We start from the raw sequence: 18561 nt of genomic DNA, 5'->3' as shown, positions 1-18561 counted from the left end.
CTCGGTAGCTCAGTCGGTAGAGCAGAGGACTGAAAATCCTCGTGTCGGCGGTTCGATTCCGTCCCGAGCCACCATTTATCTTAATACAATACGCCGGCTTAGCTCAATTGGTAGAGCAACTGACTTGTAATCAGTAGGTTGGGGGTTCAAGTCCTCTAGCCGGCACCATGTAAGTTTCGGAGGGGTAGCGAAGTGGCTAAACGCGGCGGACTGTAAATCCGCTCCTTCGGGTTCGGCAGTTCGAATCTGCCCCCCTCCACCATTTACATAGGGGCATAGTTTAAAGGTAGAACTGAGGTCTCCAAAACCTCCAGTGTGGGTTCGATTCCTACTGCCCCTGCCAAATACATTTGCACAACATGGCGGTTGTGGCGAAGTGGTTAACGCACCGGATTGTGGCTCCGGCATTCGTGGGTTCGATTCCCATCAGTCGCCCCATTTTTATTTTTAAAATTACAAATAATCTAATTGATACTTACATATAATTAAGTAAGAATTCGATGGGCTATAGCCAAGCGGTAAGGCAACGGACTTTGACTCCGTCATGCGCTGGTTCGAATCCAGCTAGCCCAGCCATTTTTGCGGAAGTAGTTCAGTGGTAGAATACAACCTTGCCAAGGTTGGGGTCGCGGGTTCGAATCCCGTCTTCCGCTCCAATTAAATTAAATATGGCGGCATAGCCAAGTGGTAAGGCAGAGGTCTGCAAAACCTTTATCACCGGTTCAAATCCGGTTGCCGCCTTTATTATTGTGCCGATGTGGCGGAATTGGCAGACGCGCACGACTCAAAATCGTGTTCCTTCGGGAGTGTCGGTTCGACCCCGACCATCGGTATCAAGAACGGCGTAACATCAGGCTCTATACTAATTGTATAGAGTTTTTTTGTGTTTTCATCGTACTACAAAATAAGGACTAATACTATCAAAGCTCATGCTATACAGTTAAAGCAAACTGTGAAACACTAAAGGGATAAAAATGAACATTCATTTTTATCTCTTTAGTGTTTCATTTTATAGAGAATCTCTCCACCCTGGTGACATGAAGTTAAATCCGACACCACCAGTAGATATTAGCACATTATCAACTGTTAACTTTGTAATTTCTAAAAACTTCTTTTCAAACTCTTCTCTGTTGTACTTGTACATAGTTGAGTGGCACGACCACATTTGCGTTGAAGTACTCAACCATTCCCCTAATTCCTTTAATTTAGGGAATGACTCAAATTGAATTGGTTCATCTAATTTCATGAATCTCACTTGATAGATAGTTGGGTTTAGCTTTTCTCCTATCCCTTTAAGACCATGTGCTTTTTTTTCATGTAAATGTGTCATAATTCTCCCCCATCCTTCAAATCTTTGAACTCCAAAATTATTTTCCTGTTTTAATTATACAGCAATAAAAAGTAATTAGGGGGATGAGGTGGTAATTTTTCCCTTTTTCTTATTGTTTAGCGAGAAATAAAGTAATAAATGAAATATGATAATTTTAATCAAGAGAGAAATGAAAGTAAAAAGTATCAGTTATTTATTGTGATTCCATTTTGGCTTCGTTTCATTTTAATTCATCATGTTTAAAGAAAATCAAAATTTTTAAAATACTTTAAAATAAAGGATTTTAGGGGGAACGCTCTATATAACTATATAAATGTCACCTAGAAAGACTCAAAATCGTGTTCCTTCGGGAGTGTCGGTGCGGCCCGGACAATCGGTATCGACGATGTAAAAAGACTCTAACAGAAATGTTAGAGTCTTTTTTGTTAAATTATATTATGTGATGCTAAAATTCGTAATAAACGTAAAAATTCATGTATAATATAACTTGTCGAAAGAACAAAATGATAATGATTTATATTATGTCTGTAATATGAATCAAAAGTGAACTTTTTATATTTCTTTTAAAAATGTGTTGAATACACATTATATTTCATATTAATATTTGTATGTAGATTTAAAACGAGAAAGAGAGTGAAAGTATGGGCCGTAAATGGAACAACATTAAAGACAAAAAAGCATCAAAAGATGCAAATACAAGCCGTATATACGCGAAATTTGGACGTGAAATTTATGTGGCAGCAAAACAAGGCGAGCCAGATCCTGAATCAAACCAAACGTTAAGAGTTGTATTAGAGCGTGCGAAAACATACAATGTACCAAGAACAATTATTGATCGTGCAATTGAAAAAGCAAAAGGCGGTTCAGAAGAAAACTATGATGAGCTTCGTTACGAAGGATTTGGACCAAATGGATCTATGGTAATTGTAGATACACTTACAAATAACGTAAACCGTACCGCAGCAGATGTACGAGCTGCATTTAGCAAAAACAGTGGTAACATGGGCGTAAATGGTTCTGTAGCTTACATGTTCGATGCGACAGCTGTTATCGGTCTTGAAGGTAAAACATCAGATGAAGTTCTTGAAATTTTAATGGAAGCAGATGTAGATGCACGTGACATTCTAGAAGAAGAAGATTCTGTTATCGTTTATGCTGAACCTGATCAATTCCACTCAGTACAATCTGCACTTAAAGATGCTGGTATTGAAGAATTTACAGTTGCAGAATTAACAATGCTTGCACAAAATGATGTAGAACTTCCTGAAGATGCTCAAGTACAATTTGAAAAAATGGTTGATGCATTAGAAGATTTAGAAGATGTACAACAAGTTTACCATAACGTAGACTTAGGCGAATAATAAAAAAGGACCCTTTCGTTTAACGAACTGGGTCTTTTTTATTGAAATAATTAAGATGATAAGGTTTTAAAGGTGTTTTGTTGTAGTTATGGAATAGGATTATAGATAGTATTTTAAATGATTGTATTTCTAGGAGGTATTTCTATGGAGCATAAAACACCAAAGCATATCGTTGCTGTAGCAGGCTATTTAACAAATGAAAAGAATGAGATGCTTTTAACAAAAGTACATTGGCGAGCGGATACGTGGGAAATGCCTGGGGGACAAGTAGAAGAAGGAGAAGCACTCGATCAAGCTGTTTGTAGGGAAATAAAAGAGGAAACAGGATTATCGGTGAAGCCTATCGGAATTACAGGGGTCTATTATAATGCTTCTATGCATATTTTAGCTGTTGTGTTTAAAGTGGCATATGTGAGTGGTGATATAAAAATTCAACCTGAAGAAATACAAGAGGCTAAATTTATTGCTTTAAATGAAGAGAATATCGATGAGTATATAACGCGTCCTCATATGAAATCAAGAACAGTTGATGCGATGAGAGCAGCGCATTTCATCCCATACGAAACGTGGGAAGTACAGCCATATAACCTTATAGGCAGGTTGTAAGAAAAGGGTAGCTATTTGAGTGTATCTCAAATAGCTACCCTTTTCTTATGTATATTACTTTAGAAAAAGGTCAAAATGATAATAAAGCTAGTATTGATTTCGAGAACATTAGTTCTGTATAATTATGATATATCATATATAATTAGATTACTAGATGTTTAAAAATAGAAATTTATAGATGATATAATAAAAGAATAAAGTGGAATCAAGGAAGTATAACGCTCTTAATTTCTACGCTGCTGTTTGTTATGAATGTTTTAAAATAATGTATATTCAATATTTCAGATGAATAGTAGATAAAAAAAGACTGTGATACAATACATTTTTATACCTTACAATGATGTAAGGTAGGTGTAAGAGAAATCGATGGGATATTTTTTTACAACAAGGTATTCTTAAGTTAAGAGATATATATGCTGTGTGGAAAAGAGGTGTTCAAGATGAAAGAACGAGTATTATCTAGAGTGAACTATCATCAAAAAGTTGCATTAAATCCAATGACTAAATTCTTTTATAAAGCCATTATTTTATTATTATTGTTAAGTTGTACGTTATTATTCGTTGGAAATATAATGATCGAGAAAAGTGATATTAGTAAATTACATGTACCGCCTAAGTTAGAGGTGCCAGAATCATTAACACATGCATTTATCGCGACAGAAGATAAAAGGTTTTATCATCATAATGGTTTAGATTATATAGCAATTATTAGGGCGTCTGTTGAGAATATAAAAGCTGGTGGTGTTGTGCAAGGAGGAAGCACAATTACACAGCAATTATCGAAAAATGCTTTTTTAACGAATGAACGTACATTTTCTCGTAAGTGGAAAGAGATTTTTTATACAAAAAAAATTGAACGTACATTTACGAAGGATGAAATTTTAAAATTGTATGTAAGTAATATTTATTACGGAGAAGGAGCATGGGGAATTGAAAAAGCAGCCAACCTTTACTTCGGTAAAACGGTGAACCAATTAACGTTGGCTGAAAGTGCGATGATGGCTGCTGTAGTGAAAGCACCTGCTTATTACTCACCTGCGCAAAATTATGATAAAGCGGTCGAGAGACGAAATGTAGTTTTGAGATTAATGGAAAAAGAAGGATATATCAATCATAATGAGTATGTGCAAGCAGTTAGTGAGAAATTAGTAATTCGCCATGATATAAAAACAGAGCAGTCGATGTTAAATAATGCGCGTGAAAAAGCAGTAAGTTAAGAGAAGCTCTTGCATAGGAGCTTCTTTTTTTGAATAAATTGTGACAAATTGTGACACAATATCGTCACAATTATTGTGTTTTTGTAATTTATGTGAGCGTGTTCATTGCGTGACGTATATAAGTGTTGATATTATGTGTATTGTGTACAATGCTGTATACAGAATATGAATTTAAAGAGGAATGTATATGAAATCAAATAAACTCATGGCTCTTGGTGTAGTTTTTTCTATCGCAGTATTGATTGTAATCGGAACAATTGCGTATAGCATCATAAATGACAAAAAAGATAAAGGGAATGAGATGTTTGCTTATTCTACGCAACAATCTTTAGGTAAAGATGATGCTCCGGTTAAGGTAGTTGAATTTGGAGACTTCAAATGCCCAGCATGTCGTACTTGGGATGTAACGGTATTACCACGATTAAAAGAAGAATATATTGATAAAGGTAAAGTGCAGTTATATTTTATTAACTTCCCATTTATTGGAAAAGACTCTGATTTAGGCGCAGCAGCTGGTGAAGCAATTTATAAACAAGATAAAGATTCATTCTGGACTTTCTATGATGAGATTTATCAAAGTCAAAAGAAAGATACGGAAGAATGGATTACAGAAGAATTACTTCTTAGCATTGTGAAAGAGAAACTTCCAAAAGTTGATGTAGAACAGTTTAAAAAAGATTTACACAGTAAAGAAATAAAAGAAAAAGTACGTAAAGATTCAGATCGTGCTCAAAAATTAAAAGTTCAAGGTGCTCCTTCAGTATATATAAACGGGAATCTTGCAAATCCTGATTTCGATAGTATGAAGAAGGCGATTGATAAAGAATTGAAAAAGTGATGAGGTCTCTCATCACTTTTTCGACTTTTTTCGATAAAATTCTTGCTTCCGTTTTTTTTACATGCTATACTACTTTACATAAGTTATTCTAATATCTTATATGTATTTCATATTTGCGGGTGTAGTTTAGTGGTAAAACAAGAGCCTTCCAAGCTCTGGTCGAGAGTTCGATTCTCTTCACCCGCTCCAAATTTTATTTAATGTTTTTCTAATAAATTGTGATCAACGCAGTGTTTCGTTTCTGAGATAAACGAGGCATTGCGTTTTTTAATGTTTGAAAAGCATAATTGTATGCGAAAATAGAAGTAAAGAATAGTATTCCAAAAGTGAATTGCTAACCAATATAGTCGTTACATAAGGGATGGGTTCATCTGAGGAGGCGATTAAGAATGGATTTTGAACAATTAAAGCAAGATGTAATTGCATATAGTAAAACAATTGGTATAGATAAAATAGGCTTTGCGAGTGCTTCTCCATTTGAGGAGCTAAAGCAGCGGTTAATCCAGCAGCAACAATTAAATTATCAATCTGGATTTGAAGAGTCTGATATAGAAAAAAGAACGAATCCACAGCTTTTATTACCAGGTGCAAAATCAATTATTGCGATTGCTTTAGCGTATCCTTCAAAATTAAAAAACGCACCATTAAGTAAACGTGGAGAACGCCGTGGGATTTTTTGTCGTGCCTCTTGGGGACAAGATTATCATCTTGTTTTACGAGATCGTTTGCAAAAGTTAGAGGCATATTTAATTGAAAAGCTTCCAGATATAGAAGTGAAGTCAATGGTTGATACAGGTGAGTTAAGCGATCGTGCTGTATCAGAACGTGCAGGTATCGGATGGAGTGGTAAGAACTGCGCTATTATTACACCTGAATTTGGTTCGTATGTATACTTGGGAGAAATAATTACAAACGTTCCATTTCCACCAGATCAGCCGATAGAAGATCAATGTGGAAGCTGTACAAAATGTATTGATGTTTGTCCTACAGGTGCTTTAATACAGGGTGGACAGTTAGATTCGAAGAAATGTATTGCTTTTTTAACACAGACGAAAGGGTTCCTACCTGAAGAATATCGCGATAAAATAGGAAATCGTATATATGGATGTGATACGTGTCAGACTGTGTGTCCAAAAAATAAAGGAATGGATTTTCATAATCATCCTGAGATGGAGCCAGATCCTGAATTAGTTAAACCGCTCTTAACACCACTTTTAACAATTAGTAATCGTGATTTTAAAGAGAAATATGGGATTATGTCAGGGTCATGGAGAGGTAAAAAGCCATTGCAACGAAATGCGATTTTAGCATTGGCGCATTTTAAAGAAGCATCAGCAATTCCTGATTTAATCGGTGTTATGAAAGATGATCCAAGACCAGTACTACGCGGAACAGCAGCGTGGGCACTTGGGAAAATTGGTGGAGATGGAGTAGGCGAAGCTATTGAGAAAGCGATGGAACGTGAAAAGGATGAAGAAGTTCTTCATGAAATGAATCGTGGGCTTGCATTGTTAGCGCAGAAAAAAGAGTAGATAATATCTCCCTTTTTCATATTGTAATATGGGAGGGAGATGAAATGGTTGTAAAAGAAAATATTGAAACACAAGTACAACAGTTTTTAGCATATGTAACAGAGAAACGAACAAATGTGGATGGTATTGCTAAAGATTTATTACAACTAGCACAAAGAAAGAAACAATTGTTTCAAAAACGTAGTGCAGATATAGTGAAAGCAACAGCAGATGTTTCTTTCATTAGACAGCTAAATAGTAGTGATTATCAAGAAATTGATTATCAAGTACATTTTAAATATTTAATTAAGCATAAAGAATTATTTTATATCGAAGAGGAACAATTAAAACGAAGAGTTTGTTTAAATAATAGCCGGATAATAGGTGATTATGCTATTGAAGTGCCAGAAGAGATTGGAATAGGTGAGACATTAGAAAGAGAAGTTACGAAAGAGAAACACGGTTCTTATCAGTATAATCGTTTAGAGGCAGTAAAATATGCAGAGCGTTGGTGGGATGATCGAAACCCAGTGTATCGCAATTTTCCTGATAATTGTACAAATTTTATTTCTCAATGTCTTCATACTGGAGAAGTACCAATGAACGGATATCCTAATATTCGTAAAGGTTGGTGGCAAAGGGAGAACCAGTGGAGTTGGAGCTGGGCTGTCGCACACTCTTTTTACTGGTACTTGTCAGGTTCTACAGTTGGCCTGCGAGGAGAAACTGTAGAAAAGCCGGAAGACCTTATTCTTGGTGATGTCATTGCTTACGATTTCGAAGATGACGGTAGGTGGAATCATACGACGATTGTAGTAGCAAAAGACGCAGATGGTATGCCACTTGTAAATGCACATTCAGCAAATAGCCGGCGGCGTTATTGGAGTTATGAGGACTCTAGTAAATACACACCACAAATGAAATATAAATTCTTTCATATTATTAATGGGTAGAGATTTTTCGTTCAAGTGGTATAATACGTAGTAGACAAAAAACAGAGGTGAATATCGCGTGGGCGTACATGTTGTTTTATATCAACCAGAAATTCCAGCAAATACAGGAAATATTGCACGTACTTGTGCAGCAACTGGAACAGAATTACATTTGATTAGACCGCTTGGGTTTTCAACGGATGACAAAATGTTAAAGCGTGCAGGATTAGATTATTGGCAGCACGTAAAAGTTACGTATTACGATTCAATTGAAGAGTTTTATGAGAAAAATAAAGACGGTGAATTCTTCTATTTAACAAAGTATGGTGAGAAAGCTCATACAGCATTTGATTATAGCAAACGTGAGAAGGATTATTATTTCGTGTTTGGAAGAGAAACAAATGGCTTACCAGCTAATGTAATCGAAGAAAACTTCGATCATTGTTTACGTATTCCAATGACGGATAAAGTACGTTCATTAAATTTATCTAATACAGCAGCAATTTTAATTTATGAAGCGTTTCGTCAACAAAATTATCCAGGATTAGATTTAGAAATCGTTTATTAAAAGTCGCCATTAGGCGGCTTTTTTTATAAATAAAAATAATATGTAGTCATACATTTTAAAAAAGGTACATATTCATATAGAATGGGATATATGATTAAAAATAGATAAGACGGGTTGAGATAAATATGAAGGAACAATATAACAATCAAAATACCTTTTTAAGTATGATAGATATGGATTTAATAAGACAAGGACTATTACATGCTATTCAAGATTTAGTATTTATTGTGAAAGTTATTGATGATGAGATCTTTAAATATATTTATATAAATAAAATAGGGATGGATTATGCTGGATTAAGTGAAGAATGTTACGGAAAAACATTTGCAGAAGTGTTATCAGGAGAAAAGGTGAAAATATTACAAGAGCAATATACAAAAGTGGTGAGAGAGGCGAGAGCACACACATTTTGTGATGTAATCAGTTTCCCAACTGGTAATTTACATTATGAGTCTTCAGTTAATCCTGTATACGACGAAGAAGGGGTATGTCAATTTATTATTTGTATTACAAGGGATATTACAGCTCAGATTGAGGAGAAAGCAGAGATAGAGGAAAAACAAATGTTATTTAAGTCATTACTAGAATATAATAATGACTCCATTATATCTATAGATTCTATAGGTAGAATTACATATGCTAATCCGGCAACGTATGAAATATTTGGATACCGATATGAAGAGTTAAATAATAACTTTATTTTTAACTTTATTATTAAAGAATATGAAAAAGACTTTCAAATTATATTTAAGGAAGCTTTACAGGGGAGAGCAAAACAAATTGTTTCAAAGAAATATGTTCATAAAGAAGGATATGAATTATATATTTCTTTGAGAACAATCCCGATTATTGTGAACGGTGAAATTGTTGGGGTGTATATTGTTACGAGGGATGTTACAAGGCAAGTATTAAATGAGATGAAGACGGAATACTTAGCTTATTATGACCAATTAACAGGTTTAATGAATAGAATTTCATGCACAAACAAGCTAAATGAGTTTTTAAATGAAAATAAAGAGCTTGCACTAGTTTTCATGGATTTGGATGAATTTCATCTTATTAATGATACATTTGGTCATAAAGAAGGAGATATAGTATTACAAAAAGTTACAGAATGTTTAAGCAATCTAGAAATAGAAGGTATGCATTTATTTAGAGAACATGATGATCAATTTGTTATGTTAATAGAAAATATAACGAAAGAATATGTAGAGGAAGTTGCAAAAAACATATTAGAAAAGATTAGTGAACATTTTGTAATTGAAGAAGAGGACGTGTATTTAAGTGCATCAATTGGAATTGTAATGGCACCAACAGATGGAGCCGATGAAAAAATACTTTTTCAAAGAGTTGATGCTGCTTTGGAAAAAGCAAAGGAAAAAGGAAAAGGGCATTATCATTTTTATTGTAAAGGATTAGATTGTGAACGTGAGAAAAGGTTTGTAATGGAAAATCAGTTACATCGTGCTATAGAGAAAAATGAATTTTTCTTATATTACCAGCCGCAGGTTAATATTGAAACGAAAAAAATAGCTAGTATGGAAGCTTTAATAAGATGGGAGAATAAAGAATTAGGATTTGTCCCTCCCAATCAATTTATTCCACTGGCAGAAAGAACAGGATTTATTATTAAGCTTGATGAGTGGGTAGTAAATCAAGTGTGTCAGCAAATACGTGAATGGTTAAATAAAGGGTATGAAGTGGTTCCGATTGCAGTTAATATTTCAGCTAGACATTTTCGATCTATTACATTAATAGAGATGATTACACGTGCTTTAAATAAGTACAATGTACCAGCTCATCTATTAGCGATAGAGGTGACAGAAGGAGCCCTTATACATAAAGACATATCAAAGAGAGTGTTGCTACAATTAAAAGAACAAAATTTAAAGATTCATTTAGATGATTTTGGAACAGGGTATTCGTCTTTAAGTTATTTGAAAACATATCCAATTGATACTTTGAAAATTGATCGCTCTTTTATGGAAGGTATACATGTAGATGAACGTGATACGAATATTACGGCTGCAATTATTCATTTAGCTCATACATTAGAATTGAATGTAATTGCAGAAGGAGTAGAAAAAGCAGAACAAATACAGTTTTTGAAGAGAAAAAATGTAGAAATTGTACAAGGTTATTATTATAGTCGCCCTTTATCAAAATATGATGTGGAAAATATGTATTATACATGATGTATAAAGAAAAAAGTGATGTGCTAAAAGCACATCACTTTTTATGTGTACCTGGTTTATCGTTGTAACCAGATGTGAAAATAGCTGTAAGAAATGTGAGTGATACACCTAAAATTAATAATAATTTCATATTAATATTCCCCCTACTTTTTCGATTTACGAATTCTATTTATGAATTGAAATGTATGTAAGGTTCTTAGAAGAAAAGAATTTATTTATAATGAATAGCAGTGTGAAAACTTTAATACCTATATTATACAGAATTTTCTTTGAATTTTGGAGAGAATTTTATAGCACTACTATATATTTCGTTTTGATTTAAAGAATGTTTAAGGACATCCTAGCATACCTTTTATAATAATCCGATTGAACAAGGAGATGGGGGAGGAGCTATAATGGATATTCTAAAAAAGATTGAACAGCATCGAGCAGCAGAAGAACGTTTACAATGGGAAGGTACGTTTGCGGAGTATTTGGAGCTTGTGAAAGAAAGACCATGGGTGGCTCAAACAGCACACTCTCGCATTTACAATATGATAAAAGATGCCGGAATTGAAGAAGTTGATGGTAGAAGAAAATATAATTTCTTTAGTAATCAGCTGTTTGGACTAGAGGATGCACTAGAGCGTCTTGTTGAAGAATATTTTCATCCGTCTGCAAAAAGATTAGATGTTAGAAAACGTATTTTATTATTAATGGGTCCTGTTAGTGGAGGGAAATCAACATTAGTTACGATGTTGAAACGAGGATTAGAAACATACTCACGTACAGATCGTGGAGCGATTTTTGCAATTAAAGGCTGCCCGATGCACGAAGATCCACTGCATTTAATTCCACATCATTTACGGGATGATTTCTTTGATGAGTATGGAGTGAGAATTGAAGGGAATTTATCACCATTAAATGTAATGCGTCTAGAGCAAGAATATGGGTCAAGAATTGAGGATGTAGTTGTAGAGCGTATTTTCTTCTCGGAAGATCGTCGTACAGGGATTGGTACATTTAGCCCGTCTGATCCAAAATCACAAGATATTGCCGATTTAACAGGTAGTCTAGACTTTTCAACAATTGCAGAATATGGTTCAGAATCAGATCCTCGTGCGTATCGATTTGATGGAGAATTAAATAAGGCGAACCGAGGGATGATGGAATTCCAAGAGATGTTAAAATGCGATGAGAAGTTTTTATGGCATTTATTATCGCTTACGCAAGAAGGTAATTTCAAAGCGGGAAGGTTTGCGCTTATTTCAGCAGATGAATTAATTGTAGCGCATACGAACGAAACAGAGTATCGCTCATTTATAGCAAATAAGAAAAATGAAGCATTGCATTCAAGAATTATTGTAATGCCAGTTCCATACAATTTACGAGTGAGTGAAGAGGAACATATTTATGAGAAGATGATTCATGAAAGTGATGTATCGAATGTGCATATTGCACCACACACACTTCGTGTTGCAGCGATGTTTACAATTTTAACTCGCTTAAAAGATCCGAAGCGTCCAGATATTGATTTAAACAAAAAGATGCGTTTATATGATGGTGAAATGGTAGAGGGTTATAATGCGATTGATGTAGAAGAATTGCAACGGGAATACCAAGATGAAGGTATGAGCGGTATTGACCCACGTTATGTTATTAACCGAATTTCTTCTACAATTATTAGAAAAGAAGTACCATCTATTAATGCACTAGACGTACTTCGTTCTTTAAAAGATGGATTAGACCAGCATCCATCCATTAGTAATGAAGATCGTGAGCGCTATATGAACTTCATTTCATTAGCAAGAAAAGAATATGATGAAATTGCTAAGAAAGAAGTACAAAAAGCATTCGTATATTCATACGAAGAATCGGCTAAGACACTTATGGATAATTACTTAGATAACGTTGAAGCATATTGCAATAAATCGAAATTACGTGATCCATTAACAGGTGAAGAAATGAGCCCAGATGAAAAACTAATGCGCTCAATTGAGGAACAAATTGGAATTTCAGAAAACGCGAAGAAAGCATTCCGTGAAGAAATTTTAATTCGCATCTCTGCTTATGCGCGTAAAGGAAAACGTTTCGATTATAACTCGCATGAACGTCTTCGCGAAGCGATTCAGAAGAAGCTATTTGCTGATTTAAAAGATGTCGTGAAAATCACAACATCAACGAAAACACCAGATGAAAATCAGCTTAAGAAAATCAACGATGTTGTTGCACGTTTAATTGATGAGCATGGCTATAATTCTTCTTCGGCAAATGAATTATTACGCTATGTAGGTAGCTTGCTAAATCGATAGTTTGATAACAAAACGCTGTCTCTTGTTTTTTGCGGGACAGCGTTTTATTATCCATTCATATGTGTAAAGTGTCATACCTTGTCCAAATATAATAAATTAAGATGCAATTTCATGAATTTATTGTCAATTATTTTTACAATATGCATATGATAGAGTAACCAACCATTCATACGAAAAAAGCCAACACAATACAATATGTTGCAAAGTGAAAATGTGTGCAACAATGCATTGTGTTTCTTTCTTATCAGAGGCTGAATATTTCTTTCTATTATGTGAGTGGCAAAATTTTGTTTAGGATGCTCGGAGTATTGTATGTAAAACGTTATATATGTTTATGGGGTGATTTTCGATGGGCAGTTACCTTTCAAATATTTTAGCTTGAACATTATAGAACAAAATTTATAGATTGCTGTTCATAGAGAAAGACAATTACAGTAAGGAGGGAAAGGAATGAGCGAAGAAAATCAACCAAATTATACGATTTCACAGGAAAACTGGTCCCTCCATCGCAAAGGATATGACGACCAACAGCGCCATCAAGAAAAAGTACAAGAGGCAATTAAGAATAATTTACCCGATCTTGTAACAGAAGAAAGCATTGTTATGTCTAATGGCAAGGATGTTGTAAAAATACCAATTCGTTCTTTAGATGAATATAAGATTCGGTACAATTATGATAAAAACAAACACGTTGGGCAAGGAACTGGTGATAGCAAAGTTGGTGATGTCGTTGCGAGAGATGGATCAGGTGGTCAAAAGCAAAAAGGCCCAGGAAAAGGTCAAGGTGCAGGAGATGCAGCTGGAGAAGATTATTATGAAGCTGAAGTTTCTATTTTAGAATTAGAGCAAGCGTTTTTCAAAGAGCTAGAGCTTCCTAATTTAAAGAGAAAAGAAATGGATGAAAACCGGATTGAACATATTGAATTTAATGACATTAGAAAAACAGGACTATGGGGAAATATTGATAAGAAACGAACGATGATATCTGCATATAAACGAAATGCAATGCGTGGTAAAGCGTCTTTCCATCCAATTCACCAAGAGGATTTAAAGTTCCGTACTTGGAATGAAGTGTTAAAGCCAGATTCAAAAGCTGTTGTATTAGCGATGATGGATACGAGTGGATCGATGGGAATATGGGAGAAGCATATGGCACGTAGCTTCTTTTTCTGGATGACAAGATTTTTACGTACAAAGTATGAAACAGTTGATATTGAATTTATTGCTCATCATACAGAAGCGAAAGTTGTTACAGAAGAAGAATTTTTCTCAAAAGGAGAAAGTGGCGGAACGATATGTTCTTCCGTGTATAAAAAGGCATTAGAGCTTATCGATAATAAATATTCACCAGACCGCTATAATATTTATCCATTCCATTTTTCAGACGGTGATAATTTAACATCAGATAATGCGAGATGTGTAAAGCTTGTTGAGGAGCTGATGAAGAAATGTAATATGTTTGGGTATGGGGAAGTGAATCAGTACAACCGCCATAGTACGCTTATGTCAGCCTATAAAAATATTAAAGATGAGAACTTTAGATATTATATTTTAAAGCAAAAAGCAGACGTATTCCATGCGATGAAGAGCTTTTTTAAAGAAGAATCAGGAGAGAAAATGGCATAATCCCTTTTAAAAGGGATTATTTTTTTGTAAACTTTTTATTTTTTTAGTTGACAATGATAATGAAAATCATTATCATTTATTCAAGAAATGATTACATTTTGAATTATATATATTGGAGGAGATGTAAAGTTGAAAAAAAATAAAAAAAAACATATAAATGCAATGATTATAGCGGCGGCGTTATCACTTCCATTTGCTGTGTATTCGACACCTGCTTTAGCGGCGGTAGCAATTGAGGCGAATAAAACGGGACAAGGTTTAGAAGATGGTACATATGACGCTGTTATTAAAGCATATAAAGATAAAACGAATGAAGAGTCTATGGCAGCTGTTTATATAAAGGATCCGAAATTAACCATTGAGAATGGAAAGAAAATTGTAACAGCAACGTTAAGTGATAGCGATTTCTTCCAATACTTGAAAACAGAGGATATTCATACTCCTGGTGTGTTTCATGATGTAAAGGTTATATCAGAAGACAAAAAGAAAAATGGAACGAAGGTTATTCAATTTGAAGTTGGGGAATTGGGAAAAAGATATAATATGCAAATGCATATTTATATTCCAACGATGGCCTATGATAATAAATATCAAGTACAGTTTGAAGTAAATGCTTTAAATTTAGAAAACAATGTTCCAGAAAAGGAAAATAAAGAGGATAAAGTGGAACAACAAGATGAAAGCGGAAATGTAATATTAGATAAGCAATTACAAAGGCATATTAATAAACATAATTTAAATAGAGAAAATATAAATGATCCAATAACTAAGGAAGATTTATTAAAGATTAAAACATTATCCATTTATTCAGGTGAAGGAATAAATGAAATAGCTGGTTTAGAACATATGACAAATTTAGAGAAGTTGACGTTAAGAGAATCTAATGTAACAGATATATCAGCCATCTCGAAACTGAGAGATTTGAAGTACGTAGATTTAACTTCTAATCCAATTAAAAATATTCATCCAATTGAGCAGTTAGAGAATATTAATATGCTTTTTTTAAGAGATAATAAAATTTCTGATCTTACACCATTAAGTAAAATGAAAAAAATTAAAACATTAGATTTAGTTGGTAATAACATTGAAGACATCCAGCCATTATTTACATTATCAACTATGAAACAGTTATACTTAGCCAATAATCAAATCAGTGATCTTACTGGAATTAACCAATTAAGTAATGTGGAACTATTATGGATAGGGAACAATAAAATTAGTAATGTTGAATCTATTAGTAAAATGAGTAATCTTATTGAACTAGAAATTGCTGATAGTGAAATAAAAGATATATCACCATTATCTAAATTAGGAAAATTACAAGTACTGAATTTAGAAGAGAATTATATCTCTGATATATCACCGCTGAGTAATTTAACAGATTTACATGAGATGAACCTAGGAGCGAATGAAATTGCTGACGTAAGGCCTGTTGAGGAATTGGGTAAGCGAATTTCAATTGATATTCAACGACAAAAAATCTTTTTAGATGAAGCAAGCGTAGATGAAGAAATACAAATTCCAATATACAATCTTAAAGGGGAGCCACTTCAAAATATCAATTTAAAAAGTGAGGGGGCCATTCTGAATAATGGATTTATAAAATGGAATAGTCCTGGAGAAAAAACATATGAATTTAGATTAGATACAAGCTCTGGTGAAAGTAAAATAAGATTTAATGGGATGGTTGTCCAGAAAATAGTTGAAAAACAAAAAGAAAGTCAAAATGTAATCCTGGATAAACATTTACAACAACATATTAATAAAGAGAATTTAGGTAGAGAGAATTTAAACGCTCCTATAACAAAAGAAGATTTATTACAGATTAAAACATTAGAGATACTTAAAGAAAAAGGAAAAGAGATAAAAGATGTAACAGGTTTAGAGTACATGACGAACTTAGAAAACCTCACTTTAGAAGGAGTAGGCTTGAAAAATATTGAGTTCATCTCAAATTTGAAACAATTAAATATTGTGAATGTATCTCATAATCAAATTGAAGATATAACACCGTTATCTTCATTAAAAAACTTACAGTGGTTAAATCTTGCAGACAATCATATTAAAGATGTAACGGTTATTGGTTCAATGCTGGACTTACTTAGCTTGAATTTAGCAGGGAATGAGATTTGTGATGTAAGACCGCTAATACAATTAGGGCAGTGGTTTTCAATTGATGTCGGGAGACAAACAATCATTTTAGATGAAGCAAAAGTAAATGAAGAAATTCAAGTCCCTGTATATGACTTAGAAGGAGAAGCTATTGACAATATCAAAATGACAGGTGAGGGCGGAACGCTTAATAACGGAGTAATAAAATGGAGTACCCCAGGTGAAAAGGTATATAAATTTGATTTAGATTCTGATGAAATTAGTATAAGTTTTAACGGAACGGTAATCCAAAATATAGTTGAAAAAGAAGAAGTGAAAGAACCAGTAAAAGAAGTTGAAGAAACGAAAGAAGAAGTAAAAGAGCCAGTAAAAGAAGTTGAAGAAACGAAAGAAGAAGTAAAAGAACCGGTAAAAGAAGTTGAAGGTACAAAAGAAGAAGTGAAAGAAGAAGTAAAAGAAGTTGAAGGTACAAAAGAAGAAGTGAAAGAACCAGTAAAAGAAGTTGAAGAAACAAAAGAAGAAGTAAAAGAGCCGATAAAAGAAGTTGAAGAAACGAAAGAAGAAGTAAAAGAAGTTGAAGGTACAAAAGAAGAGGTAAAAGAATCAACAACTGGATTGAATCAAGAGCCAAAAGGGGATAATCAAGTTGGACCGGTGAAGGTGGTAGGACAAGAGAGTACGCAAGAAAAAGTTTCAAATAAGCAACAAGCTAATAAGCAAGAGGAAAATCAGAAGTCTTTAGCAGCAACTGGTAGTCAAGCTAACACATCGAGTTTATTTTCTGGATTAGCATTTGTTCTTTCAGCATTAAGTATGTTTGTATTTAGAAAGAGAGTATTTAAGAAATAAATAACGTTTTATCTTATTATTACAAAAAATATATAATTATTTGAGAAGACCTTATCATAGCAATTTCATGTTGAAATATGCTTATGATAAGGTCTTTTTGAATAGGAGAAGGATATGGATACGAGGATGTTTTAATCACTAAAATAATGGAGAAACTGTAGCGGAAATTGTAAGTACTTTTCGTTCACGATACGTTCAAATTGTATGAAGAAATAATATGAAATATTGCATTTTACATCTTTTTATCCAGATAATATGTTAATTTCGTGAATGGAATATATAAATAGGGGGCAATGATATGAACAAGAAATCAAAGATTAATAAAATGATGCTTAGTATTAGTACAATGGCGCTATCGTTAGGAGCAATTCAAACGAATGTATCAGCAGAAGAAAAGGTGCCATATAATGTATTGCATTCGAAACCAGTTGGAATTGAAAAACCAGTAGATGAGATTGGACACACTTCTAAAGCCGAAGAAACATTATCATTTCAAGAACGTTTAAAAGTAGGAGATTTTTCACAGCGACCAGCATCTATTACGAAGAACTCGGCAGTAAAGCAAGCTAAAGAAAGCTATTCAATGGCTGATTTAAACAAAATGAATGATCAAGAGTTAGTTGAAACGTTAGGCAGTATTAAGTGGCATCAAATTACAGACTTATTCCAGTTTAATGAAGATGCAAAAGCCTTTTATAAAGATAACGGAAAAATGCAAGTAATTATAGACGAATTAGCCCATAGAGGTAGTACATTTACGAAAGATGATTCAAAAGGAATTCAAACGTTTACTGAAGTGTTACGTTCAGCTTTTTATCTTGCATTTTATAATAATGAATTAAGCGCTTTAAATGAAAGAAGCTTCCAGGACAAATGTTTACCGGCTTTAAAAGCAATCGCAAAAAATCCAAACTTTAAGCTTGGAACAAATGAGCAAGATACAGTAGTATCTGCATACGGTAAATTAATTAGTAATGCATCAAGTGATGTTGAAACAGTGCAATACGCATCGAATATTTTAAAACAATATAATGATAATTTTAATACATATGTAGACGATCGTATGAAAGGACAAGCTGTATACGATATGATGCAAGGCATTGATTATGATATACAGTCTTACTT

The 18561-nt window shown here is 33.7% G+C and carries 13 protein-coding genes and 9 tRNA genes; 21 read left to right on the top strand and 1 reads right to left on the bottom strand.

All coding sequences use genetic code 11. The features are described 5' to 3' along the window. The first annotated feature begins 92 nt into the window (after positions 1 to 92). From JDS92_RS26010 to JDS92_RS25975, 8 genes are all read left to right on the top strand, one after another. Positions 93 to 168, top strand: a tRNA-Thr gene (locus tag JDS92_RS26010). 10 nt (positions 169 to 178) lie between these two features. Then, positions 179 to 262, top strand: a tRNA-Tyr gene (locus tag JDS92_RS26005). Positions 263 to 269: 7 nt separating this feature from the next. Then, a tRNA-Trp gene (locus tag JDS92_RS26000) sits at positions 270 to 343 on the top strand. Between the two features lie 19 nt (positions 344 to 362). Continuing rightward, positions 363 to 438 (top strand) — tRNA-His (locus tag JDS92_RS25995). Positions 439 to 501: 63 nt separating this feature from the next. Continuing rightward, positions 502 to 576 (top strand) — tRNA-Gln (locus tag JDS92_RS25990). A 5-nt stretch (positions 577 to 581) separates the two neighbouring features. After that, a tRNA-Gly gene (locus JDS92_RS25985) sits at positions 582 to 656 on the top strand. 14 nt (positions 657 to 670) lie between these two features. Continuing rightward, positions 671 to 741: transfer RNA gene (locus JDS92_RS25980), tRNA-Cys, on the top strand. Between the two features lie 10 nt (positions 742 to 751). Further along, positions 752 to 833: transfer RNA gene (locus JDS92_RS25975), tRNA-Leu, on the top strand. Positions 834 to 1009: 176 nt separating this feature from the next. On the opposite strand, the gene JDS92_RS25970 is transcribed toward JDS92_RS25975, so the two are convergent. Then, positions 1010 to 1330 carry a DUF3884 family protein gene (locus JDS92_RS25970; protein WP_097957556.1) on the bottom strand — a complete coding sequence of 107 codons (321 nt, stop codon included), beginning with the start codon at positions 1328 to 1330 and terminating at the stop codon, positions 1010 to 1012. Between the two features lie 641 nt (positions 1331 to 1971). Between JDS92_RS25970 and JDS92_RS25965 the strand changes: the two genes are divergently transcribed. From JDS92_RS25965 to JDS92_RS25905, 13 genes are all read left to right on the top strand, one after another. Continuing rightward, positions 1972 to 2691 carry a YebC/PmpR family DNA-binding transcriptional regulator gene (locus JDS92_RS25965; protein WP_000532958.1) on the top strand — a complete coding sequence of 240 codons (720 nt, stop codon included), beginning with the start codon at positions 1972 to 1974 and terminating at the stop codon, positions 2689 to 2691. Between the two features lie 144 nt (positions 2692 to 2835). Continuing rightward, a complete protein-coding gene (locus tag JDS92_RS25960) occupies positions 2836 to 3297 on the top strand; it encodes an NUDIX hydrolase (RefSeq protein ID WP_097957559.1) in 462 nt (153 codons plus the stop codon). Positions 3298 to 3737: 440 nt separating this feature from the next. Beyond that, entirely contained in the window at positions 3738 to 4514 is a 777-nt protein-coding gene (locus JDS92_RS25955) for a transglycosylase domain-containing protein (protein ID WP_199632744.1), read from the top strand. A gap of 187 nt (positions 4515 to 4701) precedes the next feature. After that, positions 4702 to 5352, top strand: coding sequence for a DsbA family protein (locus JDS92_RS25950; protein ID WP_000841321.1), 651 nt, complete (start codon positions 4702 to 4704; stop codon positions 5350 to 5352). A gap of 115 nt (positions 5353 to 5467) precedes the next feature. Beyond that, a tRNA-Gly gene (locus JDS92_RS25945) sits at positions 5468 to 5541 on the top strand. Between the two features lie 200 nt (positions 5542 to 5741). Continuing rightward, complete coding sequence (queG, locus tag JDS92_RS25940) at positions 5742 to 6884, top strand: tRNA epoxyqueuosine(34) reductase QueG (protein ID WP_000345226.1); 1143 nt, start codon at positions 5742 to 5744, stop codon at positions 6882 to 6884. Between the two features lie 44 nt (positions 6885 to 6928). After that, complete coding sequence (locus JDS92_RS25935) at positions 6929 to 7816, top strand: amidase domain-containing protein (RefSeq protein ID WP_199632743.1); 888 nt, start codon at positions 6929 to 6931, stop codon at positions 7814 to 7816. Between the two features lie 58 nt (positions 7817 to 7874). Beyond that, positions 7875 to 8363, top strand: a complete 489-nt coding sequence (trmL, locus tag JDS92_RS25930) for a tRNA (uridine(34)/cytosine(34)/5-carboxymethylaminomethyluridine(34)-2'-O)-methyltransferase TrmL (RefSeq protein WP_000538149.1) — start codon at positions 7875 to 7877, stop codon at positions 8361 to 8363. A gap of 125 nt (positions 8364 to 8488) precedes the next feature. After that, the gene (locus JDS92_RS25925) at positions 8489 to 10558 is read left to right on the top strand and encodes a sensor domain-containing protein (RefSeq protein ID WP_199632742.1); all 2070 of its coding nucleotides are present in this window, start codon (positions 8489 to 8491) and stop codon (positions 10556 to 10558) included. 395 nt (positions 10559 to 10953) lie between these two features. After that, a complete protein-coding gene (locus tag JDS92_RS25920) occupies positions 10954 to 12849 on the top strand; it encodes a PrkA family serine protein kinase (RefSeq protein ID WP_000353271.1) in 1896 nt (631 codons plus the stop codon). Positions 12850 to 13299: 450 nt separating this feature from the next. Next, entirely contained in the window at positions 13300 to 14475 is a 1176-nt protein-coding gene (gene yhbH / locus JDS92_RS25915) for a sporulation protein YhbH (RefSeq protein ID WP_199632741.1), read from the top strand. 129 nt (positions 14476 to 14604) lie between these two features. Next, entirely contained in the window at positions 14605 to 17436 is a 2832-nt protein-coding gene (locus JDS92_RS25910) for a leucine-rich repeat domain-containing protein (RefSeq protein ID WP_097957562.1), read from the top strand. A 298-nt stretch (positions 17437 to 17734) separates the two neighbouring features. Continuing rightward, a partial coding sequence (locus JDS92_RS25905; protein ID WP_199632740.1) for a M9 family metallopeptidase N-terminal domain-containing protein occupies positions 17735 to 18561 on the top strand: 827 nt, incomplete at its 3' end.

This window comes from Bacillus cereus group sp. N12 (assembly GCF_016483575.1).
In the GTDB taxonomy this organism is placed as follows: domain Bacteria; phylum Bacillota; class Bacilli; order Bacillales; family Bacillaceae_G; genus Bacillus_A; species Bacillus_A toyonensis.
The sequence above is the reverse complement of the archived record's forward strand: the minus strand, read 5'-3'. Positions and strand labels throughout refer to the sequence as shown.

What these genes read in the sequence shown, in the direction of transcription:
- JDS92_RS25965 (WP_000532958.1), top strand. Translation starts at nt 1,972, where the DNA reads ATGGGCCGTAAATGGAACAACATTAAAGACAAAAAAGCATCAAAAGAT.
- JDS92_RS25925 (WP_199632742.1), top strand. Translation starts at nt 8,489, where the DNA reads ATGAAGGAACAATATAACAATCAAAATACCTTTTTAAGTATGATAGAT.
- JDS92_RS25920 (WP_000353271.1), top strand. Translation starts at nt 10,954, where the DNA reads ATGGATATTCTAAAAAAGATTGAACAGCATCGAGCAGCAGAAGAACGT.
- JDS92_RS25935 (WP_199632743.1), top strand. Translation starts at nt 6,929, where the DNA reads ATGGTTGTAAAAGAAAATATTGAAACACAAGTACAACAGTTTTTAGCA.
- JDS92_RS25955 (WP_199632744.1), top strand. Translation starts at nt 3,738, where the DNA reads ATGAAAGAACGAGTATTATCTAGAGTGAACTATCATCAAAAAGTTGCA.
- queG (WP_000345226.1), top strand. Translation starts at nt 5,742, where the DNA reads ATGGATTTTGAACAATTAAAGCAAGATGTAATTGCATATAGTAAAACA.
- JDS92_RS25960 (WP_097957559.1), top strand. Translation starts at nt 2,836, where the DNA reads ATGGAGCATAAAACACCAAAGCATATCGTTGCTGTAGCAGGCTATTTA.
- JDS92_RS25970 (WP_097957556.1), bottom strand. Translation starts at nt 1,330, where the DNA reads ATGACACATTTACATGAAAAAAAAGCACATGGTCTTAAAGGGATAGGA.
- yhbH (WP_199632741.1), top strand. Translation starts at nt 13,300, where the DNA reads ATGAGCGAAGAAAATCAACCAAATTATACGATTTCACAGGAAAACTGG.
- JDS92_RS25950 (WP_000841321.1), top strand. Translation starts at nt 4,702, where the DNA reads ATGAAATCAAATAAACTCATGGCTCTTGGTGTAGTTTTTTCTATCGCA.